At 65.6% G+C, this 23,037-nt stretch carries 23 protein-coding genes and 1 tRNA gene; 8 read left to right on the top strand and 16 right to left on the bottom strand.

All coding sequences use genetic code 11. The annotated features are described in order from the left end of the window. Positions 1–34: 34 nt before the first annotated feature. The 10 genes from QT386_RS18950 to rplM all read right to left on the bottom strand — a co-directional run bounded on the left by QT386_RS18950 (position 35) and on the right by rplM (position 10,271). On the bottom strand, positions 35–3,322 hold the full coding sequence (locus QT386_RS18950) for an efflux RND transporter permease subunit (RefSeq protein ID WP_289275315.1): 3,288 nt from the start codon (positions 3,320–3,322) through the stop codon (positions 35–37). A gap of 247 nt (positions 3,323–3,569) precedes the next feature. Then, positions 3,570–4,739 carry an efflux RND transporter periplasmic adaptor subunit gene (locus QT386_RS18945; RefSeq protein ID WP_289275314.1) on the bottom strand — a complete coding sequence of 390 codons (1,170 nt, stop codon included), beginning with the start codon at positions 4,737–4,739 and terminating at the stop codon, positions 3,570–3,572. Positions 4,740–4,767: 28 nt separating this feature from the next. Beyond that, entirely contained in the window at positions 4,768–6,081 is a 1,314-nt protein-coding gene (locus tag QT386_RS18940; RefSeq protein ID WP_289275313.1) for a TolC family outer membrane protein, read from the bottom strand. Between the two features lie 10 nt (positions 6,082–6,091). Beyond that, a complete protein-coding gene (locus QT386_RS18935; protein ID WP_289275312.1) occupies positions 6,092–6,817 on the bottom strand; it encodes a TetR/AcrR family transcriptional regulator in 726 nt (241 codons plus the stop codon). Between the two features lie 197 nt (positions 6,818–7,014). Continuing rightward, positions 7,015–7,761, bottom strand: a complete 747-nt coding sequence (gene phbB / locus QT386_RS18930; RefSeq protein WP_289275311.1) for an acetoacetyl-CoA reductase — start codon at positions 7,759–7,761, stop codon at positions 7,015–7,017. Beyond that, positions 7,761–8,447: a carbonic anhydrase gene (locus QT386_RS18925; protein ID WP_289275310.1), complete on the bottom strand. Its 687-nt coding sequence runs from the start codon at positions 8,445–8,447 to the stop codon at positions 7,761–7,763. Before QT386_RS18925 ends, phbB begins: the two co-directional genes overlap by 1 nt. Positions 8,448–8,669: 222 nt before the next feature. After that, positions 8,670–9,230 carry a DUF3228 family protein gene (locus QT386_RS18920; RefSeq protein WP_289275309.1) on the bottom strand — a complete coding sequence of 187 codons (561 nt, stop codon included), beginning with the start codon at positions 9,228–9,230 and terminating at the stop codon, positions 8,670–8,672. 64 nt (positions 9,231–9,294) lie between these two features. After that, positions 9,295–9,368 (bottom strand) — tRNA-Gln (locus QT386_RS18915). A 63-nt stretch (positions 9,369–9,431) separates the two neighbouring features. Continuing rightward, the gene (gene rpsI, locus QT386_RS18910) at positions 9,432–9,830 is read right to left on the bottom strand and encodes a 30S ribosomal protein S9 (protein ID WP_289275308.1); all 399 of its coding nucleotides are present in this window, start codon (positions 9,828–9,830) and stop codon (positions 9,432–9,434) included. A gap of 12 nt (positions 9,831–9,842) precedes the next feature. After that, entirely contained in the window at positions 9,843–10,271 is a 429-nt protein-coding gene (rplM, locus tag QT386_RS18905) for a 50S ribosomal protein L13 (RefSeq protein WP_289275307.1), read from the bottom strand. A 196-nt stretch (positions 10,272–10,467) separates the two neighbouring features. On the opposite strand from rplM, the gene QT386_RS18900 reads away from it, so the two are divergent. Further along, positions 10,468–10,992, top strand: a complete 525-nt coding sequence (locus tag QT386_RS18900; protein WP_289275306.1) for a hypothetical protein — start codon at positions 10,468–10,470, stop codon at positions 10,990–10,992. An 86-nt stretch (positions 10,993–11,078) separates the two neighbouring features. Here QT386_RS18900 and QT386_RS18895 read toward each other — a convergent pair whose 3' ends face one another. The 3 genes from QT386_RS18895 to QT386_RS18885 are packed head-to-tail and all read right to left on the bottom strand — an operon-like array spanning position 11,079 to position 14,419. After that, entirely contained in the window at positions 11,079–12,140 is a 1,062-nt protein-coding gene (locus tag QT386_RS18895; protein WP_289275305.1) for a PilT/PilU family type 4a pilus ATPase, read from the bottom strand. A 37-nt stretch (positions 12,141–12,177) separates the two neighbouring features. Continuing rightward, entirely contained in the window at positions 12,178–13,341 is a 1,164-nt protein-coding gene (locus tag QT386_RS18890; protein WP_289275304.1) for a PilT/PilU family type 4a pilus ATPase, read from the bottom strand. A gap of 34 nt (positions 13,342–13,375) precedes the next feature. After that, positions 13,376–14,419 carry a type IV pilus twitching motility protein PilT gene (locus tag QT386_RS18885; protein WP_289275303.1) on the bottom strand — a complete coding sequence of 348 codons (1,044 nt, stop codon included), beginning with the start codon at positions 14,417–14,419 and terminating at the stop codon, positions 13,376–13,378. A gap of 71 nt (positions 14,420–14,490) precedes the next feature. Between QT386_RS18885 and QT386_RS18880 the strand changes: the two genes are divergently transcribed. Beyond that, positions 14,491–15,192 carry a YggS family pyridoxal phosphate-dependent enzyme gene (locus QT386_RS18880; RefSeq protein ID WP_289275302.1) on the top strand — a complete coding sequence of 234 codons (702 nt, stop codon included), beginning with the start codon at positions 14,491–14,493 and terminating at the stop codon, positions 15,190–15,192. A 25-nt stretch (positions 15,193–15,217) separates the two neighbouring features. Further along, entirely contained in the window at positions 15,218–15,880 is a 663-nt protein-coding gene (rpiA, locus tag QT386_RS18875; RefSeq protein ID WP_289275301.1) for a ribose-5-phosphate isomerase RpiA, read from the top strand. A gap of 106 nt (positions 15,881–15,986) precedes the next feature. Here rpiA and QT386_RS18870 read toward each other — a convergent pair whose 3' ends face one another. Further along, a complete protein-coding gene (locus QT386_RS18870) occupies positions 15,987–16,259 on the bottom strand; it encodes an RNA-binding protein (protein WP_289275300.1) in 273 nt (90 codons plus the stop codon). A 69-nt stretch (positions 16,260–16,328) separates the two neighbouring features. Next, positions 16,329–17,666, bottom strand: coding sequence for a DEAD/DEAH box helicase (locus tag QT386_RS18865; protein ID WP_289275299.1), 1,338 nt, complete (start codon positions 17,664–17,666; stop codon positions 16,329–16,331). 230 nt (positions 17,667–17,896) lie between these two features. Between QT386_RS18865 and QT386_RS18860 the strand changes: the two genes are divergently transcribed. Then, positions 17,897–18,385, top strand: a complete 489-nt coding sequence (locus tag QT386_RS18860; RefSeq protein WP_289275298.1) for a DUF4399 domain-containing protein — start codon at positions 17,897–17,899, stop codon at positions 18,383–18,385. A gap of 62 nt (positions 18,386–18,447) precedes the next feature. Here QT386_RS18860 and QT386_RS18855 read toward each other — a convergent pair whose 3' ends face one another. After that, a complete protein-coding gene (locus QT386_RS18855) occupies positions 18,448–19,314 on the bottom strand; it encodes a hypothetical protein (RefSeq protein ID WP_289275297.1) in 867 nt (288 codons plus the stop codon). 191 nt (positions 19,315–19,505) lie between these two features. Between QT386_RS18855 and QT386_RS18850 the strand changes: the two genes are divergently transcribed. The 4 genes from QT386_RS18850 to fdxA all read left to right on the top strand — a co-directional run bounded on the left by QT386_RS18850 (position 19,506) and on the right by fdxA (position 22,728). Further along, complete coding sequence (locus QT386_RS18850; RefSeq protein ID WP_289275296.1) at positions 19,506–20,411, top strand: L,D-transpeptidase; 906 nt, start codon at positions 19,506–19,508, stop codon at positions 20,409–20,411. Next, on the top strand, positions 20,411–21,001 hold the full coding sequence (locus tag QT386_RS18845; RefSeq protein ID WP_289275382.1) for an NUDIX hydrolase: 591 nt from the start codon (positions 20,411–20,413) through the stop codon (positions 20,999–21,001). Before QT386_RS18850 ends, QT386_RS18845 begins: the two co-directional genes overlap by 1 nt. Positions 21,002–21,140: 139 nt before the next feature. Beyond that, positions 21,141–22,259, top strand: a complete 1,119-nt coding sequence (locus QT386_RS18840; protein ID WP_289275295.1) for a hypothetical protein — start codon at positions 21,141–21,143, stop codon at positions 22,257–22,259. Positions 22,260–22,404: 145 nt separating this feature from the next. Continuing rightward, the gene (gene fdxA, locus QT386_RS18835; RefSeq protein WP_289275294.1) at positions 22,405–22,728 is read left to right on the top strand and encodes a ferredoxin FdxA; all 324 of its coding nucleotides are present in this window, start codon (positions 22,405–22,407) and stop codon (positions 22,726–22,728) included. The last annotated feature ends 309 nt before the right edge of the window (positions 22,729–23,037 follow it).

Here is a 23,037-nt window from a genome sequence, read left to right as displayed (position 1 = left end):
CGCTAGCGCGGGCCTAATGGGCTGAGAAAAAAAGTCAGTGGTTGAGCTGCGGCACCGGCGGCGAGCCGGCCGCGTGTGACTTGGACAGGTCGTGGCCGATGTACAGGTACATGGCCGGCACCACGTACAGCGTGAACAGCGTGCCGATGGTCATGCCCGAGGCGATCACCAGGCCCATCGAGAAGCGCGCGGCCGTGCCGGGGCCCGAGGACAGCAGCAGCGGCACCATGCCGATCACCAGCGCCGCGGTCGTCATCAGCACCGGGCGCAGACGCACCGAGGTCGCCTCCTCGATCGCGTCGCGCTTGCTCAGGCCGCGTTCCTGCAGCTTGTTGGCGAACTCCACGATCAGGATGCCGTGCTTGGAGATCACGCCGATCAGCGTGATCAGGCCCACCCAGGTGTAGATGTTCAGCGTCATGCCGGGGAACTTGGTCGTCCAGAGTGCGTTGATGATTCCCGTGGAATGCAGCAGCACAACCAGTCCGATAGCAGCCACGAGGAGTACGAGCCAGGCAAGGGCGCGCAACCAGAAGGGTTGAGCGATCCTTGCTGCAACAAATGGCAGGACTGCCACGGCAAGCAAGAGCAATATGGCGCCCGTTCCTATGCCAGGCGCGCTATTGGTCAGGGCGAAGATATTCAGCACCAGCAGCGCACCGCAGACCGCCATCGGCACCGTCACCAGGATCACCAGCGGATCGCGGAAGGACTCGAACTGCGCGGCCAGCACCAGGTAGATGATGACCAGCGCGAAGCCGAAAGTCACCAGCAGCGCCGACCCTTCCGTCTTGAACTGGCGGGACGGGCCGGCGTAGTCGATCTGGAAGCCGGCCGGCATGACCTCTGCGGCAATGTCCTCCAGGATCTTCAGGGCCTCGCCCTGCGTCACGTCCGGACGCGGCACCGCCACGATGGTGTTGGAGTTGAGCTGCTGCGCGTGCTCGATCGAGCGCGGCACGATGCGCGAGCTGATGGTCACCAGCGTCGAGATCGGGATCAGCTCTCCGTTGGAGGCACGGGTGTAGTAGCCCTCCAGCTGCGCCGGGTTCAAGCGATCACCGCGCTCCACCTGCTGGATCACCTTGTAGGAGCGATCCTCGTAGGAGAAGCGGTTGACCTCGCCGCCCGCCAGCAACGCCGACAGGTCGCCGGACAACTGTGCCATGTCCACGCCCAGCAAGGCTGCCTTGTCGCGATCGATCTCGATCACGGCCTCGGGGCGGTCGATGCGCAGGCGCGGGGCGGCGTAGAAGAACTTCTTCTGCGCCAGGGCGCGCTGGATGATCTCGTCGCCGACGCGAGCCATCGTCACCGGATCGGAGGTGGACTTGAGCACGAACTCGACCGGGTAGCCCTGGCCGGGGGTCGGCAGCGGCGGCGGCTGCAGGCCGGCCCAGCGGATGCCGGCGACCTTTTCCATGTCTGGCTGCATCTCGGCCAGGATGTTCTTGGTGGCGGTCTCGCGATCGGCCCAGGGCTTCATCACCATGCCCATGAAGGCCTGGCTGGTGTCGATCACGAAGGTGAAGATGTGGTCCAGCTCCGGGTGCTTGAGCGCCACCTTCTGGATCTCGGCGAAGTACTCGTCCATGTACTCCTGCGTGGCGTAGCCGTCGGTCTCGCTGATCGAGAAGGCGAAGCCCAGGTCCTCTTCCGGCGCCAGCTCGCCCTGCGTGTTCATCATCAGCAGGATCGAGAACACGAACACCAGCGCACCGAACACCAGGATCACCAGGCGGGTGTCCATGGCGCTGTGCAGGCGGTCCTTGAAGGCGTTGCGCCAGTGCTCGAACTTCTCGTCGAGCCAGGCGGCCAAGCGGTTTTCCTCGGCGCCCTCGCCGTGCGTCGGCTTGAGGATGCGTGCGCACATCATCGGCGTCAGCGTCAGGGCGATGATGCCGGAGATCAGCACGCTGCCCGCCAGGGTGAAGGCGAATTCCTTGAACAGGGTACCGGTGATGCCGCCCAGGAAAGCGATGGGCGCGTACACCGCCAGCAGCGTGACGGTCATTGAGATGACCGGTCCCACCAGTTCTCGCGCACCCTTGATCGAGGCATCGAAGGGTTTCATGCCTTCTTCGATATGGCGATGGATGTTCTCCATCACGATGATGGCATCGTCCACCACCATGCCGATCGCCAGCACCATGGCCAGCAGGGTCAGCAGGTTGATGGTGAAACCCATCACCATCATGATGAACAGGCCACCGATCAGCGACAGCGGCACGGTGATCGCCGGGATCAGCGAGTTCCGCATCGAGCCCAGGAACAGGAAGATCACCAGGATCACGATCAGCACGGCCTCGACCAGCGTCTTGACCACCTCGCTGATCGCCTCCTTGATGTAGATCGTGGAGTCATAGCCAATCTCGGCCTTGAGGCCTTCCGGCAGGGCCTTGGTCATGGCCGGCCACATGTCGTTGATGGCCTTGGTCACGTCGAGCACGTTGGCGTCGGGCCGGATCTTGATGGCCACGAACAGGGCCGGGTCGCCATCCCAACCGGCGCCGCCCTCGTAGGTCTCCGAGCCCAGGATGACGTTGGCGACATCGGCGAGGCGCACCACGGTATTGCCGTCGGCCTTGATGACCATCTGGCGGAACTGCTCGGTGGTGCGCAGGTCGGTCTGCGCGGACAGGCCGATCTTGACGAAGTTGCCCTTGGTCTCGCCCACCGCGGACAGCACGTTCTGCTGGCGGATGCGCGAATAGACCTCGCCCGCCGTCAGGTTGTGGGCGGCCAGGCGATCGGGCTTGAGCCAGATGCGCATGGCGTAGGTTCGGGCACCCTGCAGTTCGGCACGCTCGATACCGGGGATCGCGGCCAGCTGCGGCTCGACGATACGGCTCAGGTAGTCGGTGATCTGGCTCTTGTCGAGCACCAGGGACGAATAGGTCAGGTACATCGCCGCCGTGCCGCCGCCCTCGGCGACCTGGATCACCGGGTCCTCGGAGCCTTCCGGCATCTGGCTGCGCAGCTTGGCGACCTTGGCCGAGATCTCAGTCATGGCCTCGGCCGGGTTCTTGGTCATGCGCAGGTTGGCCGTGATGGTGCTCAGGCCCGCGGCGCTGGTGGAAGTCAGGAAATCGATACCGTCCGCCGTGGCGATCTCGCGCTCCAGCGGCGTGGTGACGAAGCCTTCCACCAGGGCCGGATCGGCACCCGGATAGGCCACCGTGACCAGCAGCTGCGCGTTCTGCAGGAAGGGATACTCACGCACGGTCAGGTTGAAGAACGCGCGCACGCCCAGCAGCAGGATGACCAGGCTGATGACGGTCGCCAGGACCGGTCGCTTGATGAAGATGTCGGTGAAGTTCATGTGTCGCACCTGCTTCTTGGTTTGTCTACGCTCGATGAGCGGCGACTACTGCCTGTACTACCACTTCGCAGCCTCTACAGACTGGGCCTGCTACGGTCGTCGCCATTCATGGCAAAGACACTCCCCGCCCGCGTTTCGCTTAACTCGGCGTGACATCGGGTCACTCCTCGCCGTGGCCAAACGCTCCATGGCCGGGCCTGAAACGTCCCAGCAAATGTCCACTGGACATTCGCTAGCCCGGGACGTTTCAGCCTTCCGCCGGCTTCGGGGTCAGGGTGTTCTTCAACTCGCCTTCCTGCGTGATGATCACCGGCTGCTGGTTGCGCAGCTTCAGCAGTCCGGAGGTCGCCACCTGCTCGCCTTCCTTGATGCCGTCCACCACGATCACGTAGTCGCCGCGGGCCTCGCCCACCTTGATGAAGCGCTGCGAGACTTCCAGATCGGTGGTCGGGCCGGACGGCATGCCCGGCATCGGCTCCGCCTTGGGGGCGTTGGGATCGACCTTCTTCTTTTGCACCACGAATACCGAGGTGCCGTAGGAGTCGTAGTTGATCGCGGTGCGCGGGATGGCCAGGATGTCGCGCATGCCCGGCAGCTCCAGGCGCACGCGGCCGAACTGGCCGGCGCGCAACTGGTGGTCGGGATTCGGCAGGCGCGCGCGCAGGCGGAAGTTGCGGGTGGCCTCGTCGATACGCGGCTCCACCGCCAGGATCTGGCCGCCGAACTCCAGGTCCGGATAGGCCTCGACCTTCACCGCCACCTTGAAGCCGGGCTTCACGGCGCCGACGTACTGCTCCGGCAGCGTCAGGTCGATGTCGATCGGGTCCAGCGACTGCAGGGTGACGATCGGCGAGCCGGGGTTGATGAACTGGCCGACATTGACGCGGCGGATACCCAGCTCACCGGCGAACGGCGCACGGATTTCCTTCTGGGCCAGCTTGGCGCCCTGAGCCTCGACGGCGGCACGCGCGGCATTGGCCTCGCTGACCGCGGCGTCGTAGTCGGACTTGGAGATCGCCTCGAGCTTGTAGAGCTTCTCGCGGCGCGCGCGGTTCAGGTCAGCCAGCTCGGCCTGGGCCTGCAGGCGCTTGTAGTCGCCACGCTCGTTGGCGGCATCCAGCGTCACCAGGCGGTTGCCCTTCTGCACCTGCTGGCCCGACTCGAAGTGGATCGCGGTGATGATGCCACCGGATTCGGTGGTGACATCGGTGCCGTTGACCGGCACGAAGCTGCCGATCGCCTCCAGCCGGTTGTCCCAGCTCATCTTCTGCACCTTGCCGGCCGTGATCGTCGCCGCCGGGATCGGCATGGCGTCGACGTACTTGTTCATCATCACGTTGCCCATGTACTTCATGCCGAACACACCACCGAAAACGATGGTGACGAGTACCAGCATGATGATCATTCTCTTGGTCATAACACGTCCTTCAAAGGCAATCTGTGTCTTACTGGGCCGAAACGGGTTGCATCAGCTTGTCGATCCCGGCGAAGTCGCGCTCCGTCAGGTTGCCGGCGGCCTGCTTGAGCTGCAGCAGGTTGAGCAGCAGCGAGTAACGTGTGGAGTCGTAGTTCAGCTGGGCCTGCACGGTGCGCGACTGCGCGTCGAGCACGTCGGTGATGGTGCGGGTGCCGGCCTCGTAGCCGGCGCGCGTCGCGGTTTCCGCCGCACGCGCCGAGACCAGTGCCCGGTTGTAGGCCTGGGTTTCGGAGTACGCGGTCTGCACCTGGTTGAAGAGCTGGCGCGTCTGGCGCTCGGTCTCCAGCGTGGTGCGGTTGAGCTCGGCGACGGCGAAGCGCTCCTTGGCTGCGGCCTGGCGCTTGGCGGCGCTGACCCCGCCGCCGGCGTAGAGCGGCACCGTCAACTGCACGCCGATGCGGGCATCGTCCGCGCGCTGGCCGAAGTCGAAGTCGCTGTCGTCGCTGCGGCCGGCACGCCCCACCAGGTCCAGCGAGGGCGCGGCCTCGGCGACGCGGCTGCGGCGGTCGGCACCGGCGATAACGGCATTCTGCTGGGCCTGCAGGATCGTCGGGTTGTGCTCGCGGGCGGCCTTGACCCAGTCCTCCACCTGCGCCGGCTCCAGCGGCGGGAACTCGGCATCCTCGCGGATCTGCGGCAGGGCCACGCGGCCGTTGCCGGTGACCTCGTCGAGCGCATCGCGGGCATTGTCCAGCGCCCGGCGTGCTGACAGCAGGCGCGCCTGGGCGAGGTCGTCGCGGGCCTGGGCTTCCTTCAGGTCGGTGCCCGGCACCAGCTCCACTTCATAGCGCTTGCGCGTGTCTTCCAGCGACTCGCGGATGGCCTTGGCCTCGGCGCCGGCCTGCTCCACCGAGTCCTGCGCGTTGAGCACGCCGAAGTAACGCTCCGCCGTACGCAGCAGCAGCTTCTGGCGGCGGTCGGTGATGGAGATGTCGCTCAGGGCATCCAGCGCATCGGCGCGCTGGCCGCGGGCGGACCAGTCCAGGCGGAACAATGCCTGACGCAGGCTCACGCCGGCGGACCAGGCCCAGTAGTCGTCCTTGGTGTTGCCGAACACGCCGTCGGAGTCGGTATGCGCGAACTCGTACTTGCCGTCGGCCGAGATCAACGGCCGCAGCTCGGCGCGCTCCAGCTCGCTGGCCTCGCGATCGGCCTCGTACTGGGCGATCGAGCTCGCGATCGCCGGATCGTGCTGCAGAGCGCGCTGGTAGGCATCGCCGAGCGTCATTGCGGAAGCCGGCGCGGAAACGCCGCCAAGCACACCAACCAGCAGCACGGCCACTCGCCGGCTCTTATTCGCTGCACAGGTCATCGAACACCTCGTTGCAAATTCTCTTGATCAGGGCATCCAGGGCCGCACCGTCGCCGACATCCACCAGCGGGCGCCAACCGTAACCGTTGAGCATCACCTGCGTATGGCGACACATCAGCCGGTAGGGATCACGTATGTTGAAGTCTTCCAGCACGCCCTCGGCGTGCACCAGGTTGTGCGTCCCGGCGGACAGCGCCCAGAGACCCGTGCAGATTTCCTCGGCCGCCATGCCGCGCAGCTCCAGCTCGCCGGCCGCGACCCCGTCATTGACGATACCCGTCACCATGTCGGCTATCGGATCGCTGGCAACCAGCATCGCCTGGCGGCGCTCGGTGGAGGCGGCCTTCCAGACCACCTCGGTGAAGACGTACTGGCCCAGGCGGAAGAAGTCCGGGTTGCGGCGCACGAAGATCATGTCGGCCACCGCGATCGCCACCATGCGGTCGCGCGCCTTGGCCTGCCACTGCGTGGCACGCTGGAACATGGCGACGTGCTTCTCGGTATCCACCGCGGCCAGGGCCAGCAGCAGGTCTTCCTTGGAGGCGAAGTGCTTGTACAGGGTGCCGACCGCGTACTCGCTCTTCTCGGCGATACGCGACATCTGCAGGTTCAGCAGCCCTTCGTCGCGGATCAGGTCGCGCGCACAGTCCAGGAAGACCTGTTCACGGTCCTCGAACTCACGCTGGCGACGTTCCTTGGTGCCCATGAGGCGGGAGGACTGGAGAGGAGAGAATGAAAATGTAATGCCGATTTATTCGTGAATCTTATTCACGAATTGTTTCAAATACAAGACGTGATGGTTTATTTACAGATGTCAGATCGCGAAAAATCCATCAAACCCATGTTTTCATGGACGCCGAACTGACCCTGTGCGCAGCTGGAGACGACTGCTGCGCTGCCAGGCTAGGCCGACATGAATTGCCCGCCGTTGACCGGCAGGTTGGCGCCCGTGATGAAGGCCGCCTGTTCGGCGCAGAGGAAGGTCACCGCGCTGGCGATGTCCTGCGGCTGGCCGAAGCGACCGGCGGGGATGCCCTCGAGGATGCGGGTGCGGACGTCCTCGGGCACGGCGCGGATCATCGGGCTGTCGATGTACCCCGGGGAGACCGTGTTGACCGTGACCCCCTTGCGCGCGGTTTCCGCGGCCAGGGCCATGGTGAAGCCATGGACGCCAGCCTTGGCGGCGGAGTAGTTGGTCTGGCCAAACTGCCCTTTCTGTCCGTTGACCGAGGAGATGTTGACGATGCGGCCCCAGCCACGCCCGCACATGCCTTCGACCACCTGGCGGCTGGTGTTGAAGACACTGTCCAGGTTCACGCGCAGCACGTCCTGCCATTGCTGCGGCTGCATGCGCCGCAGCGGCGCGTCACGCGTGATGCCGGCGCAGTTGACCAGGATGTCGAGCGGCCCGATGCGGCCGATGGCCGCGGCGCTGGCCTCGAAGCTGGCCACGTCGAAGGGCTCCAGGGCGATCTCCAGGCCCTCGGCCTGCCAGCGTGCCTGCTGCTCCTGCGCCGCCGCCATGTCGAACTCCGCGCAGTTGGCGATGACCCGGGCCCCAGTGCGGGCCAGGGCCGCGCAGATGCGCGAGCCGATCGCGCCGGTGCCACCGGTGACCAGGGCGCGCCGCCCGGAGAGGTCGATGAGCATCAGGTGTTGCGCCGGCCCGAATAGTGCTCGCGCCGTGCCGCGCCGATCTTGGCAACCGCGTCGGCGCGCAGCACTTCCAGGTTGGTCTCGCCGTCCACGCTGAAATCCAGGTGGCGCAGGCGCCCGTCGCCCAAGCGGTAAATCCAGCCGTGCACCGCCAGCTTCTGCCCGCGCGCCCAGGCATTGCGTACCGGCACGGAGGTGCAGACGTTGAAGGACTGCTCCAGCACGTTCAGCTCGCAGAGGAAGGATTCGCGCTGGTGATCGTTGTCCTGCTCGCCGAGCACGCCGGCGTGACGCGCCGCCACCGAGCGCACCTGGCTCAGCCAGAAGTCGGAGACGCCGCCCAGTTCCTTGGCATGCAGGGCCGCGTGAACGCCGGAGCAGCGGTAGTGACCCACCACCATGATGTGCTCCACCTTGAGCACCTCCACGGCGAACTGGATCACCGACTGCGCGTTGACGTCCGACAGCGGCACCACGTTGGCGATGTTGCGGTGGACGAACAGCTCGCCCGGCTGCAGGTCGACGATCTCGTTGGCGGGCACGCGCGAGTCGGAGCAGCCGATCCAGAGGTACTTGGGGGTCTGCTGGCCTACCAGGCGCTTGAAGAACTCGGGGTCATCGGCCACCACCCGCTCCGCCCAGCGTTCGTTGCGGTCGAGCAGGTCCTGTAAGTCGTCCAAGGGGGGCTCCGGTCTGGGTTGGAAGAAGGGCCCGGATTCTAGGGCAATTCCGCCTGTTCGCCCCCGCCCTTCCGGCCGAAGCGGACGGGCCGGGGCCGACAAGTGGGGGATTTACGGCGGCGAAACGGCACATCCGGCGCCGGATTTCCGGCGCATGCTAAGGCCGACTCCCTTGGAACGCATGGCCCGCCTCCGGCGGGCCTTCTTTTGGGTGCGCAAGCCTCAGACCCGCCAGTTGGCGTTGCGCTCCCAGAACGCCACGCTGCGACGGTAGGCGGCGCGATCCATCGGCACGCCGGAACCACCTTCCTCCACGCCCAGGGCATTGCGCATCATCGTGATCGGCGCCATTGGGATCTCCTCCGGTTCGGCCGTGGCCAGGCAGCCGACCACGCCCCAGTCAGCGTCCACCGGCGTGCCTTCCTTGGCCATCTGCTCGCGGCTGTAGAGGATCACCACCAGGTAGCCCGCCACCGGCGGCTCCACGCCCTCGAACCAGCGCACCAGCACCGGCAGTTCCTCTCGCGAGCGCGCCTCGTAACCGCTGCGCAGCAGGTGCTGGTTCTCCGGCGTGATCGGCACCGTCAGGCAGCGCGTCTGCGTCCAGTTGGCGTGCACGTGCAGCTTGCAGAAGGGAGCGTAGCCCTCCAGCACCTTAAGGGGCTGGTTTTCGTTCAGGTGGCGCTCCCATTCCGCCGGCGTGGTGCCGACGATGGCATTGCGACGGCCCGAGGACGGGAACAGGCGGGTACGGGCGAAGGGGGTGAGGGCGATCTTCGTCATGGCGCTTGCTGGGCTCCAGATACAAGAAAGCCCGCTTTCGCGGGCTTTCTCTTGCTGCATCGGATGGTTGGGAGACTAGGACTCGAACCTAGATAAACAGAGTCAGAATCTGTTGTCCTACCATTAGACGATCTCCCATCCGGTACCGGAAATCGTAGGGCGGCGAGTATAACCCCGCCGCCCCAAAAGCCAAGCGTTTTCTTAACGCTTGGAGTACTGCGTACCGCGGCGGGCCTTGTGCAGACCGACCTTCTTACGCTCAACCTCACGGGCGTCGCGGGTGACGAGGCCAGCCTGGCGCAGGGCCGGGCGGAAGCTCTCGTCATACTCCATCAGGGCGCGGGTGATGCCGTGGCGCACCGCACCGGCCTGGCCCGAGGGGCCGCCGCCGACGACGGTGACCTTGATGTCGAAGCGGGTCAGCGCGTCGACCAGTTCCAGCGGCTGGCGAACCAGCATGCGGGAGGTCTCACGGCCGAAGTACTCTTCGACGGTCTTGCTGTTGATGGAGATCGCGCCGGAACCCGGCTTGAGGAACACGCGCGCCGAAGCAGTCTTGCGACGGCCCGTGCCGTACTTGTATTCGATGTTCTTGGCCATGGAATCGGAACCTTAGAAGTTGAGCGGCTTCGGCTGCTGCGCGGTGTGCGGGTGCTCGGCACCGGCGTACACCTTCAGCTTGCGGTACTGGGCGAAGCCCAGCGGACCGGTCGGCAGCATGCCCTTGACCGCCTTCTCAAGGACGCGGGTCGGGTGCTCCTGCAGCATCTTGCCCAGGGTGGTCGACTTGATGCCGCCCGGGTGGCCGGTGTGACGGTAGTACACCTTGTCCTGCAGCTTGTTGCCCGTAGCCTTGATCTTGTCGACATTGATCACGACGATGTAATCGCCGGTGTCGCAGTTCGGGGTGTACTCGGGCTTGTGCTTGCCGCGCAGGCGACGAGCGCACTCGGTGGCCACTCGGCCCAAAACCTTGTCCGTTGCGTCAATCACGTACCAGTCGCGCTTGACGGTTTCGGAATTCACGAAGATGGTCTTCATCGTTCCATTCCACATCGGTAGTTATAGTTCAGTTGCCCGAAGGCAACCTCGGTACAGCCCTGGCAACCCTTGGAGGAGGCCAGAAAGGTCGCGGAGTTTAGTGATTCAGCCTTCTCCGCGCAAGTCCAGGGCCGGCCGCCGGCCGGTTTTTGCTAAGCTGGAAGGCCACTTACCCCGTTTTTGCCGCTTCCGACCCATGTCCGCGCGCCTATTCGCCGCCCTGATTGCCCTGGCCGCCAGCGCCCCCCTGTCGGCCGCCGGGACCGCCGACGCACCGGAAACAGCCGTCGCCGCCCCCGCAGAACCTGCCACCGGGCCGGCCCTCGCCCCGGAAGAAGCGCCTGCGCCCCCCGAAGCCCCGGCCGCCGAGGCTCCGTCTACGGCCGGGACTGCTCCGGAAGCCGCCCCCTCCCCCGCTGCAGAGCCATCCACCGCTGCCGCGCCCGAGCGCAAGCTTGAAGGGACCAAGCTGCTGTTCCTGCGCATGAACCTACGCATCAAGCTGGTGGAGCAGGAACTGCTGTCCATGAGCCCGGACCGGCTGCTGGAGCACATGGGGGTGGCCTCGGACCTGCTGGCACAGTTGCGCAGCCGCCAGCTGGAGGACGCCGAGATCGCCCGTGCCGACAGCATGGAGCAGTACCTGCAGTTCCTGGCCGAGAGCTATGTCCAGCTGCACACGGGCAAGACGCCGAGGAAGCAGAAGAAGGCGCGCGGCTAACGCTGCGCCGGCGCTGGATTCATCGCCCCGGGAGAACCCGCGCTCCTGGTGCCCCAGGAAAAAGGATGCCCGTGGGCATCCTTTTTTTAACCGCCGAAGTTGATCTTCGCTTCCAGGTTGGTGCGTGAGTCAGCGTTGTTGAGCGCTTCGTCCAGCTCGATGATGCCCTGCTTGTAGAGGCTGTAGAGCGAGGCGTCGAAGGTCAGCATGCCCTTGTCCGAGGACTGGTTCATGGCGTCCTTGATCTCGTCGATGCGCTTGTGGAGGATCAGTTCCTGCACGTACGGCGTGTTGATCATGACCTCGAAAGCCGGTACGCGGCGGCCGTCCTTGCGGCGCACCAGGCGCTGCGAAATGATCGCTCGCAGTGTCAGCGCCAGGTCCATGTAGAGCTGGTCGCGCAGGTCGGGCGGATACAGGTTCACGATACGCTGCAGCGCCTGGTAGGCGTTGTTGGCATGCAGCGTGGATACCGCCAGGTGGCCGGTGTTGGCCAGCTGGATACAGGCCTCCATGGTGTCGCGCACGCGCACCTCGCCGATCAGGATCATGTCCGGCGCCTCGCGCAACGAACTCTTCAGCGCGCGCTCGTAGCTGACCGTGTCGGTACCGACTTCACGCTGGTTGACGATACTGCGGCGGTTCGGGTGCACGAACTCCACCGGATCCTCGATCGTCAGGATGTGTCCGCTGCTCAGTTCGTTGCGATGGTTGATCATCGCTGCCAGCGTGGTCGACTTGCCCGAGCCGGTGGCGCCCACCATCAGCACCATGCCGCGCTTGAGCATGATCAGGTCGCCCAGCACATCGGGCACGCCCAGCTCGGCGATCGTGGGAACCTGTGACCGGACATAACGCAGCACCATGGCCAAGGTGCCGCGCTGGTTGAAGATGTTGACGCGGAAGCGGCCCAGGCCGCCGGCCTGGGTCGCCAGATCCAGCTCCCAGTGTTCCTCCAGGTGCTTCTGCTGTTCCGGCGTCAGGATGCTGTAGGCCAGCTCGCGGATGAACTCCGTGGTCATCAGCGTCTTGCCGACGGCGTGCATCTCGCCTTCGATCTTCAGCATCGCCGGCGCATTGGCCGTGAAGAAGATGTCGGAGGCGTTCTTCTCCACCGCCAGTTTCAGATACGGCAGGATCTTCAGCATCTCGGTGCCACTCCCTGTGTTCGAGTCGGATGCACGCTCAGCGCATCAGCTGCGATTTTTCTTCTTCCTTCATCTGCATCTTGCGCACCATGTCGTCGTCCATGAGGTTCTGACGAGCACGGCGAGACTCGAGCTTCACGCGCAGGCGCAGTTCGTTCTGCGAGTCGGCATTGCGGATCGCCTCCTCGAAGTTGATGACGCCGTCTTCGAACAGCTCGAACAGGAACTGGTCGAAGGTGATCATGCCCTGCTCGTTGGAACGGGCCATGACCTCCTTGATACCGACCACCTCGCCCTTGAAGATCATGTCCGAGACCAGCGGGGAATTGATCATGATCTCCATCGCGGCGGCGCGGCCGCCGCCTTCCTTGCGCACCAGGCGCTGCGAGATGATGGCCTTGAGGTTCAGCGACAAGTCCATCAGCAGCTGCTCGCGCTTCTCCTCGGGGAAGAAGTTGATGATGCGGTCCAGCGCCTGGTTGGCACTGTTGGCATGCAGCGTGGACAGCACCAGATGGCCGGTTTCGGCGAAGTTGACCGCGTACTCCATGGTCTCGCGGGTACGGATTTCACCGATCTGGATCACGTCCGGTGCCTGGCGCAGGGTGTTCTTCAGGGCGTTGTCCCAGGAGAACGTGTCCTGGCCGACTTCGCGCTGCGTCACCATGCAGCCGTTGTGCGGGTGCACGTACTCGATCGGGTCCTCGATGGTGATGATGTGGCCGCGCGAGTTGGCGTTGCGGTAGCCCACCATCGCCGCCAGCGAGGTCGACTTGCCCGAGCCGGTGGCGCCCACCATCAGCACCAGGCCACGCTTTTCCATCACCACCTTCTTGAGCTGTTCCGGCAGGCCCAGCTGCTCCATGGTCGGGATCGTGGTGTTGATGGTACGCATCACGCCGCCGACGCGCCCCTGCTGCACGAAGGAGTTGACGCGGAAACGCCCGATGCCCGGGGGGCTGATCGCGAAGTTGCACTCGTTGGTGGCTTCGAATTCCTTGATCTGGCGATCGTTCATCAGCGAACGCATGATGATGGCGGCCTGCTCGGGCTGCAGCGGCTTGTCCATCACCGGGGTCATCTGGCCGTCGAGCTTGATCGCCGGCGGGAAGCCCGCCGAGATGAACAGGTCCGATGCGCCCTTCTGCTTCATCAGCGTGAGCAGCTGCTGTACGAGTTTTATTGCCTGGTCGCGTTCCATCGCCGGCCTCCCCTTGGGTTCTTGCGACCCGAATTCAGTTGACGGTGAAGTTGCGCGGATCCGCGGACTTGTAACGGGCTTCCTCGATGCCGACGACGCCCTTCTTGACCAGTTCCTTCAGGCACTGGTCGAGCGTCTGCATGCCTTCCTTCTGGCCGGTCTGGATCGCCGAGTACATCTGCGCGATCTTGGCCTCGCGGATCAGGTTGCGGATGGCCGGGGTGCCGATCATGATTTCGTGGGCCGCGACGCGGCCGCCGCCCTTCTTCTTCAGCAGGGTCTGGGAAATCACCGCGCGCAGCGATTCGGACAGCATCGCGCGCACCATTTCCTTTTCCGCCGCCGGGAAGACGTCGATGATACGGTCAATGGTCTTGGCGGCCGACGAGGTATGCAGCGTGCCGAACACCAGGTGTCCGGTTTCCGCGGCGGTCAGCGCCAGGCGGATCGTCTCCAGATCGCGCATTTCGCCCACCAGGATGACGTCGGGGTCTTCACGCAGCGCCGAGCGCAGCGATTCGTTGAAGCCCAGGGTATCGCGGTGCACTTCGCGCTGGTTGATCAGGCACTTCTTGGACTGGTGCACGAATTCGATCGGATCCTCGATGGTGAGGATGTGACCGTACTCGTTCTCGTTGATGTGGTTGACAATGCCAGCCAGCGTCGTCGACTTGCCCGAGCCGGTGGGGCCGGTCACCAGCACCACGCCACGCGGATACTCGGCAATGTCCTTGAAGATCGACGGGCACTTGAGCTCTTCCAGCGACAGGATCTTCGATGGAATGGTACGGAACACCGCGCCCGAACCACGGGCATGGGTGAAGGCGTTGACACGGAAGCGGGCCAGGCCGGGAATCTCGAAGGAGAAGTCCGTTTCCAGGAACTCGTCCCAGGCCTTGCGCTGCTTGTCGTTCATGATGTCGTACACCATGTCGTGGACCTGCTTGTGGTCCAGCGGCGGCAGGTTGATGCGCTTGACGTCACCGTCAACGCGGATCATCGGCTCGACACCCGCCGAAAGGTGCAGGTCTGACGCGCCCTGTTTGACGCTGAAAGTCAGCAACTGCGCGATATCCATCCGGTAGCTCCCCAGCTATGCTCTTTGCTTAGATTCCTCAGACGTTATCGGCATTTACGCGCGCAGGCAACATGACGGACATTCCCTACAAGCTGGCGTCGGTCCGGAGCCGGATCGCCGCCGCCTGCAAGGCCGCCGGGCGGCCCGAGTCATCCGTCGGACTGTTGGCGGTTTCAAAGACCTTCGGGGCCGCAGAAGTGCGCCAGGCGCAGGCCGCCGGGCAGCGCGCCTTCGGCGAAAACTACCTGCAGGAGGCCCTGGACAAACAGGCTGAGCTCACGGATCTGCCACTGGAGTGGCATTTCATCGGGCCGGTGCAGTCCAACAAGACCCGCAGCCTGGCGGAACGCTTCGACTGGGTGCATGGCGTGGAGCGCCTGAAGATCGCCCAACGCCTGTCGGACCAGCGCCCGCCCGGCCTGCCGCCGCTGAACATATGCGTGCAGGTCAACGTCTCGGGCGAGGCCAGCAAGGCCGGCTGCACGCCGGCCGAGGCGCTGGAGCTGTGCCGCGCCGTGGCCACCCTGCCCCGCCTGCGCCTGCGTGGCCTGATGGCGATCCCCGCGCCGGCCGTCGATTCCGCCACTGCCGCCGAGCGTCAGGCGCCGTTCCGGGCGCTGCGAGAGTTGTTCGGGGAACTGCGCCGGGCGGGGCTGGAACTAGATACAATTTCGGCGGGCATGTCGGACGACCTGGAAGACGCCATCGCGGAGGGCTCCACGCTCGTCCGCGTGGGCAGTTCCATCTTCGGCTCGCGACCGCCCAAGGCCTGAACCCATCCCCACCGAGCACTGAATCATGACCCAGGACGAGGCCAAGAAGGCCGCCGCTGAAGCCGCCCTCAAGTATGTCGTCCCCGGCGAAGTGCTGGGCGTGGGCACCGGCTCCACCGTCAACTACTTCATCGACGCCCTGGCGAAGATCCGCGACGACATTCCCGGTGCGGTGTCCTCCTCCAACGCTTCCACCGAGCGCCTGAAGAAGCTCGGCATCCCGGTGCTGGACCTGAACAAGACCGGCACCCTGTCGATCTATGTCGATGGCGCCGACGAGGCCAACAGGCACCTGCAGCTGATCAAGGGCGGCGGCGCGGCGCTGACACGCGAGAAGATCGTGGCAGGCGCCTCACGCAAGTTCATCTGCATCGCGGACGAATCCAAGCTGGTGGGCGTGCTGGGCAAGTTCCCGCTGCCGATCGAGGTAATCCCGATGGCGCAGAGCTACGTCGGCCGCGAGATCGTGAAACTGGGCGGCCAGCCCTACCTGCGTGATGGCGTGATCACCGACAACGGCAACGTCATCATCGACGTGCGCGGCCTGGAGATCCTGGACCCGGTGAAGCTCGAGGCGCAGATCAACCAGATCGCCGGCGTGGTCACCGTGGGCCTGTTCGCCCACCGCCCGGCCGACGTGCTGCTGCTGGGCACGCCGGCGGGAGTGAAGGAAATCAAGGCCGGCTGAGCGACAAACTGCATTCAGTCCGCGAATGAACGCAAACGAGCGCTAGTACAGGCATTCCATCTGCGTTCATTCGCGTCCATTGGCGGACCGCGTTGTTTCTTTCGCCTTAGCGGCGGCGCGAACCACCGCGCTTGTCGTCGCGCGGCTGCTCCTCGTTGACCTTGAGCGGCTTGCCGCGCAGTTCCTTGCCGTTGAGGCCGGCGATGGCGGCGCGGGCCTCATGGCCCTCCATCTCGACGAAGCCGAAGCCCTTGCACTGACCGCTGAAGACGTCCTGCATCAGCTTGATCGAGCGCACACGGCCAAAGCCTGCAAACAGGGCGGACAGCTCCGCCTCGGTGGTGTCGCTGGGCAGGTTGCCGGCGAAAATGCGCTTCATAGTGATACTCCTGATCAATCATGACCCGCGGGCGGCTGCCCGTGGGGTGTCGCCGGCCATGAGCCGACGTCAGTGAACCTTGCGGCTCTTGCCCGCCAGGTGTTCGGCCGTCTTGTGCGGCGACCCGGTGGTCTGCCAGGACTTGCGGCCGCCCGGCCCCGCCTGCTGCGGACGCTTCTCCGAACCCTGGTCGCGGCCCCGCACGGTAGCCTGGCGGCGTTGGCCCTGGGGCGGACGCGGCGGGCGCGGCGGCTCCGGCGCCTGCGGACGCGGCGTATAGCCTTCGACCGTCATGACCGGCACAGGTTTCTTCAGCAGGCGCTCGATGTCCTTGAGCTCGCCACGTTCCTCCGGCGACACCAGCGACACCGCCTCGCCCTCGGCGCCGGCGCGGCCGGTGCGGCCGATGCGATGCACGTAGTCCTCGGGGACGTTGGGCAACTCGTAGTTCACCACGTGCGGCAGCTGGTCGATATCCAGGCCACGGGCAGCGATGTCGGTAGCCACCAGAACGCGCACGGCGCCGGACTTGAAGTCGGCCAGGGCACGGGTGCGGGCATTCTGGCTCTTGTTGCCGTGCAGTGCCGCGGTGGTGATGTCCCACTTGGCGAGCTTCTCGGCCAGGCGGTTGGCGGCATGCTTGGTCCGGGTGAACACCAGGGTCTGGCGCCAGTTTCCGCTGCTGATCATGTAGGCCAGCAGGTCGGCCTTCTGCGCCTTGTCGGTGTGCACCACGCGCTGCGTCACGGTCTCCGCGGCGGAGTTGCGGGGCGCGATGTCGATGGTGTGCGGCTTCTTCAGCAGGCCCTCGGCCAGGCTACGGATCTCCTTGGAGAAGGTGGCCGAGAACATCAGGTTCTGGCGGTTCTGCGGCAGCATCGCCAGCACGCGCTTGATGTCATGGATGAAGCCCATGTCGAGCATGCGGTCGGCTTCGTCCAGCACCAGGAATTCGACCTTGCCCAGGTGCACGGCGCGCTGGCCGGCCAGGTCCAGCAGGCGGCCCGGCGTGGCAACCAGGATGTCGCAGCCACGCTTGAGGTTGTCGATCTGCGGGTTGATGTTGACGCCGCCCACGACCATCACCGTGCGCAGGTGGCGCAGGTGCTTGCCGTAGGTGCGCACGCTCTCGGCCACCTGGGCCGCCAGTTCGCGCGTCGGCACCAGCACCAGGGTGCGGACACGATGGGTGCCATTGGGGTCGGGCGGGGTCAGACCGAGCTTGTGCAACAACGGCAAGGTGAATGCGGCAGTCTTGCCGGTGCCGGTCTGGGCGGCGGCCAGCAGATCGCGCCCGGACAGCACCACGGGAATCGCCTGGGCCTGGATCGGGGTCGGCTCGGTGTAGCCTTCCTGGGCAACGGCCTGCAACAGGGCCTCGGAAAGGCCCAGATCGGAAAACGGCATGTAAAACCTCCTGAACGCGCCTGCTGCGGGATACGGATCCGAGCCGGTTCAGGCTGCTGGAAAAATGAAGAGTACGGAGAGGGACCGGCAGGGTGGCCGGACCATGGCGCCAACCGGGGGGCGCCTCACGAACGGCCGGCATTATACAAGGGCGCCCCCCGGATCACCTAATCCGCCCCCGGCCGTCGTATGATCGGCAGTCCACCGTCCCCCACTACACGGAGAATCCGATGCGTCTCGCCTGTATCGCCGCCGTACTGACCGCCGCCGTCGTCCTGCCCGCGCAGGCCGATACCTGGAAGGACCTCAAGGGCGCCGCCAAGCAGCAGGCCAGCCAGAAGGCCGAAGAACAGTTGGGCCTGCCCCAGGCCGCCCCGGCCGGCTCCTCGGTGTACTTCATCGAGCCCAAGGACGGCGCCACCGTGAAGGGCCCGGTCAAGGTCGTCTTCGGCCTCGCCGGCATGGGCGTCGCGCCCGCCGGCATCAACCAGGCCAACACTGGCCATCACCACCTGCTGATCGACGATCCCACGGTGGACCTGACCAAGCCCCTGCCGATGACCGACCAGATCAAGCATTTCGGCGGCGGCCAGACCGAGACCACCCTGGACCTCAAGCCCGGCAAGCACACGCTACAGCTGGTGCTGGGCGACTGGAAACACCAGCCGCACAACCCCTCGGTGACCTCGCCCAAGATCACCATCACCGTCACCAAGTAAGCGTTGTCACGCAATGAAAAGGGCGGCCCGAGGGCCGCCCTTTTCATTGCCGCGAGTCGACTTCAGATCTTGAAGTCCAGACGCACGCCGAAGTGATAGCCGTACACGCGCGAGTCGCGGTCGGCGCGGTACACCAGGCCACCGCCACCGATGCGGATGTCCGGGAACCACTCGGAGTTCAGTGTAATCGGCACTTCCAGGTTGACGCCGTAGGATACGCCGTCGAAGGTCTCGCTGGCGGCACCGCGCTCGGCCTTCATCGAGGAGTAACCGATGGGCACTGAGATTTCCACGAGTTCGAACAGCGAGCCGGTGGGCACAACGAAGATGCCGTAGTACTCGCCGATCTCGAACTTCTTGGCGCCGTCATCCTTGTCGTCGGCCACGCCATAGTGCAGCTCCAGGCCCACGGCATCGAGCAGGCGCATGCCGGCACGGATGCGGTACATGCTGGACTCCAGCTCATCACCGCCGAAGGCGGTTTCCAGGGCCGTGTCCGACAGTGCCAGGGTGATTTCGGCCTTATCCACGCCCAGGTAGAAGTGGAAAGGCTCGCCGGAGTCCTCGCTGGCGGTCTCCTCGGCCGGAGCTTCCTCGGAGGCAGCTTCTTCAACCGGAGCTTCCTCGGCCGGCGCAGACTCCGCGCTCAGCTCGGCAGCGGCGCCGTCGGCCGGGGCGGCCTCGGCGCTGGCATCAGCGGCTTCGGCGGACGCATCGGCAGGAGCCGCTTCGGTGCCGGCGGCATCAGCGGCGGTGGCATCGGCTGCAGCCTCGGTATCGGCAGGCGCCTCGGCCGCCATCTCCTCGGCGGGGGCGACTTCGGCAGACTCAGGAGCCACGGCCTCGTCGGCGGCGGGATCCTGCGCCAGGGCCGGCAGTGAGAACAGCACTCCCATCAACACCGCAGCGGCGCTCGCGGACCTTTTCATATCTCCCCCTTAGGAATGTTTGAAACGCTATTTAGTCAGGTGCGCCGAATGTTCCCGCATTTTTCTTTGCAAATCCAGCGATTGATGCGGCTCATGCAGACGGACTAGGTGTGTCCCGGAACCCCGCGTGCCGGCCCGGCCGGAAGGGGCCGGGCTCGACGTTCCGCCGCCGCGGCCCTAGCATTGTCGCCATGTCCTCGCTTCCATCGATCCTGGCACGCTGGTCTGCCGGTGCCGCCCTGCTGTTCGCTGCGGCCGGCGCCGCCGTGGCGCAGCAGGATGCCGCCGTGACGCTGGCCCAGGTCACGGTGGAAGGCCCCGTCCTCAGCGCCGATCTCGATGCAGCCCTGGCAGCCCTGCAGGGCCGCCCGATGGACGACGCCCTGCTGGCCGAAGCTGAGGCGCTGGTGCGGGACTACTACGACTGGCTGGAGTGGCGCGACGTCCAGGTGTCGGCACAGCGCAGCGAGGAGGCCGCCGGCAACCTGCAGTTCCGGGTCGAGGCCCAGCCGCCACTGCCGCCGCCGGAACCCCCGGTCGCCCTGGCGGAACCGGAACCTGCGAAGAAGCGGGCCCGGAAGCGCGAGGCGCCGATCCTGGCCACCGACTACGACAGCTGGCTGCGCTCGCCGGCGCGCGTGCTGGTGGACGCCGACCAGCGCCGGCTCTGGCTCAAGCGCGGCCAGCAGATCGTCAGCTACACGGTGGCGGTCGGTACCGAGAACACGCCGACGCCGCCGGGCGTCTATCGCGTGGAGCAGATCGCCCACCGCCCCACCTGGTATCCCACCGCGACGATCCGCCGCGATCACGCCGCGCGCGGCATCAAGCTGCCCAGCGTCGTGCCCCCGGGCGAGGGCAACCCGCTGGGCGCCTGGTTCGTGCGGCTGCAGGACTCCATCGGCATCCATGGCACCAACGAGCCCGCCTCCATCGGGCAAGCCAGCAGCTACGGCTGCGTCCGCATGCACGAGCGCGACCTGGAAGAGCTGGCACGCACCCTGCGCCCCGGCGACCGCGTGCTGGTCATCGGCGAACCGGCAGCGGCGGCGGGCCAGCAGGTCAGCCTGCGCGATACGGGAGGATCACATCCGTGATGCCGCCGATCATCAAGTTCTGCAACCTCTGTGGCCACGGCGTGGACCTGCGGATTCCGCCGGACGACCACCTCGAACGCCACGTCTGCGGCCACTGCGGCAACATCCAGTACCTCAATCCCAAGGCGATCGTCGGCATCGTCCCGGAAGCAGAGGACGGCCGTATCCTGATGTGCCGCCGCAACATCGAGCCGCGCCTGGGTCTCTGGACCTTCCCCGCAGGCTTCATGGAGCTGGGCGAAACCAGCGGCCAGGGTGCCGCCCGCGAGGCGCTCGAGGAATCCCAGGCCCAGGTCGAGCCGCTGGAGCTGATCGCGGTCATCAACGTGCCCTATGTCAGCCAGGTCTACCTGATCCACCGCGGGCGGCTGGTCGGCAGCCACTTCGGCCCCACGGTGGAGAGCTCCGAGGTACGGCTGATGCGCGAGGACGAGATTCCCTGGGACGACATCGCCTTCCCGACGATCTGGCACAGCCTGAAGTTCTTCTTCGAGGACCGCCGCCGCGGCCGCTACGAGACGCACAGCCTGGACCTCAAGTTCCGCCCGCGGCCGCCGCAGCGCGACGAAATCAGCGGTGGAAACATCTAGCGTGCCGGCGTCATCCCCCATTTCGGGGGTCTGCCCCCGATATGGGGGATACCCCCCCACGTAGGGGTAATACGCGTCGGATCGTCTCCGTAAATTATGAGCCACCCAGGATCGGGTGATCAGTTTCCGGAGACTCTCAATGATGAAAAACACAAAGGCCACGCTGCGCATGACGGCGCTCGCCGCGATGCTGGCCGTGGGCGGAATGTCGGCTGGCTGCAGCGACAATGACGACGGCGGCCCCGGCGGCAGCGCCGGGGGCGGGGGCGGTGGCGCCGGCGGCACCGGAGCCGCAGTGGGCTTCGGCGGTACCGGCGGCCCGGCTCGTGCTGCCGCGGAGGCGGTATCGCTGTCGACCGTCGTTGCCGCCGCAGCGGCCGTAGCCGATGCCATTCCGGCACCGGCTCCCGAAATGGTCAAGGCCGCCAAGGCCGAGAGCGTCTGCTCGAGCGGCAGCCTGGCCAATCGCAGCAGCAGCACGGGCACCAATGCAGGGGTGCCGTTCGCGGGCGCTTCCAGCACATCGTTCACACTGGGCGGCGCTGATTTCGCTAACTGCGTGATCGCCGCGAGTTCTGGGAACAATGGTGGCATCACCGTCGACAGCAAGACGTCGATCAACGGTCCCATCACCACCGGCTCCGCCCCTGGCCTGGCCTTCGTTTCGATCGGCGACTCCGACAGCAAGACCCTGGACTATGTCATCGACATCAAGTCCAGCGGCTCGGTCAACGGGCAGTCGTTCAACGCGACTTCCAAGGCGACCCTGAGCCAGTTCTACCGCTTCGATGTCAAATCGATCACCGGCGGCTCCGAGCAGCAGCTTTTCAGCATCTTCAAGTTCAAGGCCGAATCCACCGGGTCCTCGGGCGGCCAAAGCGGTTCGGGCAGCGCTACCGGCCTGGTGCGGTACGGCAAGAGCGTGAACGAGCGATTCAAGTTCGTCAGTGACGAGAGCGGCTTCTCAATGAATGGCAGTTACTTCTACGACCTGACCACCTGCTCGGGGGAGGTCGCCGTGGAGACCCTGCAGCCACTTACCGTCGCCCCCGGCGGCCTGAGCGCTGGCCAGCTCAAGCTGACTGCGGGCGGGAAGAGCGTCACGGTCAGCTACGAGAACGGCGGCGTGGTCTACAACAAGGGAGAGGCCGACGAGCGCGTCTTCACCCAGCAGGAAGCTGCGCAGGCTGCAGCGCAGAATGCCTGCGCCGGCGCTCTGGGGCTGACCCCGGGCGCAGCTCTGGCGTACCTGCCGTAGCCCTCTAGCCGGCGGCCCGGAAAGGCCCCGCTCCGGCGGGGCCTTTCTTTTGCTGTCCGGGACCAGTCCGGACGGACGACCCCGCGAGCGCTGCAGTTTCGTTTAAAATACAACTCCCGATTGTCCCAGCCGCCCTGTAGAAGCCATGACCTTCGTCGTTACCGAAAACTGCATCAAGTGCAAATACACCGACTGCGTGGAAGTCTGCCCGGTCGATTGTTTCCACGAAGGCCCCAATTTCCTGGTGATCGACCCCGAGGAGTGCATCGACTGCACCCTGTGCGAGCCGGAGTGCCCTGCCGAGGCGATCTTCGCCGAGGACGACCTGCCGGGTGACCAGGCCCAGTTCAAGCAGCTCAATGCCGAGCTGACCAAGATCTGGCCGGTGATCACCGAGAAGAAGGACATGGCGCCGGACGCCAAGGAATGGGACGGCAAGCCGGGCAAGCTGGCCGCCCTGGAGCGCTAGTCCGCAGCATCCCGACGCGGCGAACCCCGGTTCGCCGCGTTTTTTGTTGCCCGCCGCCCACGAAAAAGCCCGCCTTCCGGCGGGCTTTTTCGTTGCTGTCCCCTCGCCCGCTTGCGGGAGAGGGTGGCCGAAGGCCGGGAGAGGGCGTCTGTAGAACGCTGCTGGTCTACGCCAGCAAGTTTTACAGAACCCCTTATCTCTTGGTCTTTTCGTAATCTGGTGTCGAGAGCCCGGCGTGCGCGCCCGATAAACCCTTGATCGAGCGATCGTGGGAGAGCCTGGAGCCGCACGCCGGTTCTCACTACCGAC

The sequence above is a fragment of the Solimonas sp. SE-A11 genome, from assembly GCF_030345715.1.
Classification (GTDB): domain Bacteria; phylum Pseudomonadota; class Gammaproteobacteria; order Nevskiales; family Nevskiaceae; genus Solimonas_A.
This window is presented reverse-complemented; position numbering and strand designations above follow the sequence as displayed.

Bases quoted from the DNA above. Each gene is read 5' to 3' on its own strand.
- QT386_RS18880 (WP_289275302.1), top strand. From the start codon at position 14,491: ATGACGGACATTCCCTACAAGCTGGCGTCGGTCCGGAGCCGGATCGCC.
- rpsI (WP_289275308.1), bottom strand. From the start codon at position 9,830: ATGGCCAAGAACATCGAATACAAGTACGGCACGGGCCGTCGCAAGACT.
- QT386_RS18950 (WP_289275315.1), bottom strand. From the start codon at position 3,322: ATGAACTTCACCGACATCTTCATCAAGCGACCGGTCCTGGCGACCGTC.
- QT386_RS18935 (WP_289275312.1), bottom strand. From the start codon at position 6,817: ATGGGCACCAAGGAACGTCGCCAGCGTGAGTTCGAGGACCGTGAACAG.
- QT386_RS18855 (WP_289275297.1), bottom strand. From the start codon at position 19,314: ATGAAAAGGTCCGCGAGCGCCGCTGCGGTGTTGATGGGAGTGCTGTTC.
- phbB (WP_289275311.1), bottom strand. From the start codon at position 7,761: ATGCTCATCGACCTCTCCGGGCGGCGCGCCCTGGTCACCGGTGGCACC.
- QT386_RS18920 (WP_289275309.1), bottom strand. From the start codon at position 9,230: ATGACGAAGATCGCCCTCACCCCCTTCGCCCGTACCCGCCTGTTCCCG.
- QT386_RS18845 (WP_289275382.1), top strand. From the start codon at position 20,411: ATGCCGCCGATCATCAAGTTCTGCAACCTCTGTGGCCACGGCGTGGAC.
- QT386_RS18945 (WP_289275314.1), bottom strand. From the start codon at position 4,739: ATGACCAAGAGAATGATCATCATGCTGGTACTCGTCACCATCGTTTTC.
- QT386_RS18900 (WP_289275306.1), top strand. From the start codon at position 10,468: ATGTCCGCGCGCCTATTCGCCGCCCTGATTGCCCTGGCCGCCAGCGCC.
- QT386_RS18850 (WP_289275296.1), top strand. From the start codon at position 19,506: ATGTCCTCGCTTCCATCGATCCTGGCACGCTGGTCTGCCGGTGCCGCC.
- QT386_RS18840 (WP_289275295.1), top strand. From the start codon at position 21,141: ATGATGAAAAACACAAAGGCCACGCTGCGCATGACGGCGCTCGCCGCG.
- QT386_RS18870 (WP_289275300.1), bottom strand. From the start codon at position 16,259: ATGAAGCGCATTTTCGCCGGCAACCTGCCCAGCGACACCACCGAGGCG.
- QT386_RS18885 (WP_289275303.1), bottom strand. From the start codon at position 14,419: ATGGATATCGCGCAGTTGCTGACTTTCAGCGTCAAACAGGGCGCGTCA.
- fdxA (WP_289275294.1), top strand. From the start codon at position 22,405: ATGACCTTCGTCGTTACCGAAAACTGCATCAAGTGCAAATACACCGAC.
- QT386_RS18895 (WP_289275305.1), bottom strand. From the start codon at position 12,140: ATGCTGAAGATCCTGCCGTATCTGAAACTGGCGGTGGAGAAGAACGCC.
- QT386_RS18865 (WP_289275299.1), bottom strand. From the start codon at position 17,666: ATGCCGTTTTCCGATCTGGGCCTTTCCGAGGCCCTGTTGCAGGCCGTT.
- rplM (WP_289275307.1), bottom strand. From the start codon at position 10,271: ATGAAGACCATCTTCGTGAATTCCGAAACCGTCAAGCGCGACTGGTAC.
- QT386_RS18890 (WP_289275304.1), bottom strand. From the start codon at position 13,341: ATGGAACGCGACCAGGCAATAAAACTCGTACAGCAGCTGCTCACGCTG.
- rpiA (WP_289275301.1), top strand. From the start codon at position 15,218: ATGACCCAGGACGAGGCCAAGAAGGCCGCCGCTGAAGCCGCCCTCAAG.
- QT386_RS18860 (WP_289275298.1), top strand. From the start codon at position 17,897: ATGCGTCTCGCCTGTATCGCCGCCGTACTGACCGCCGCCGTCGTCCTG.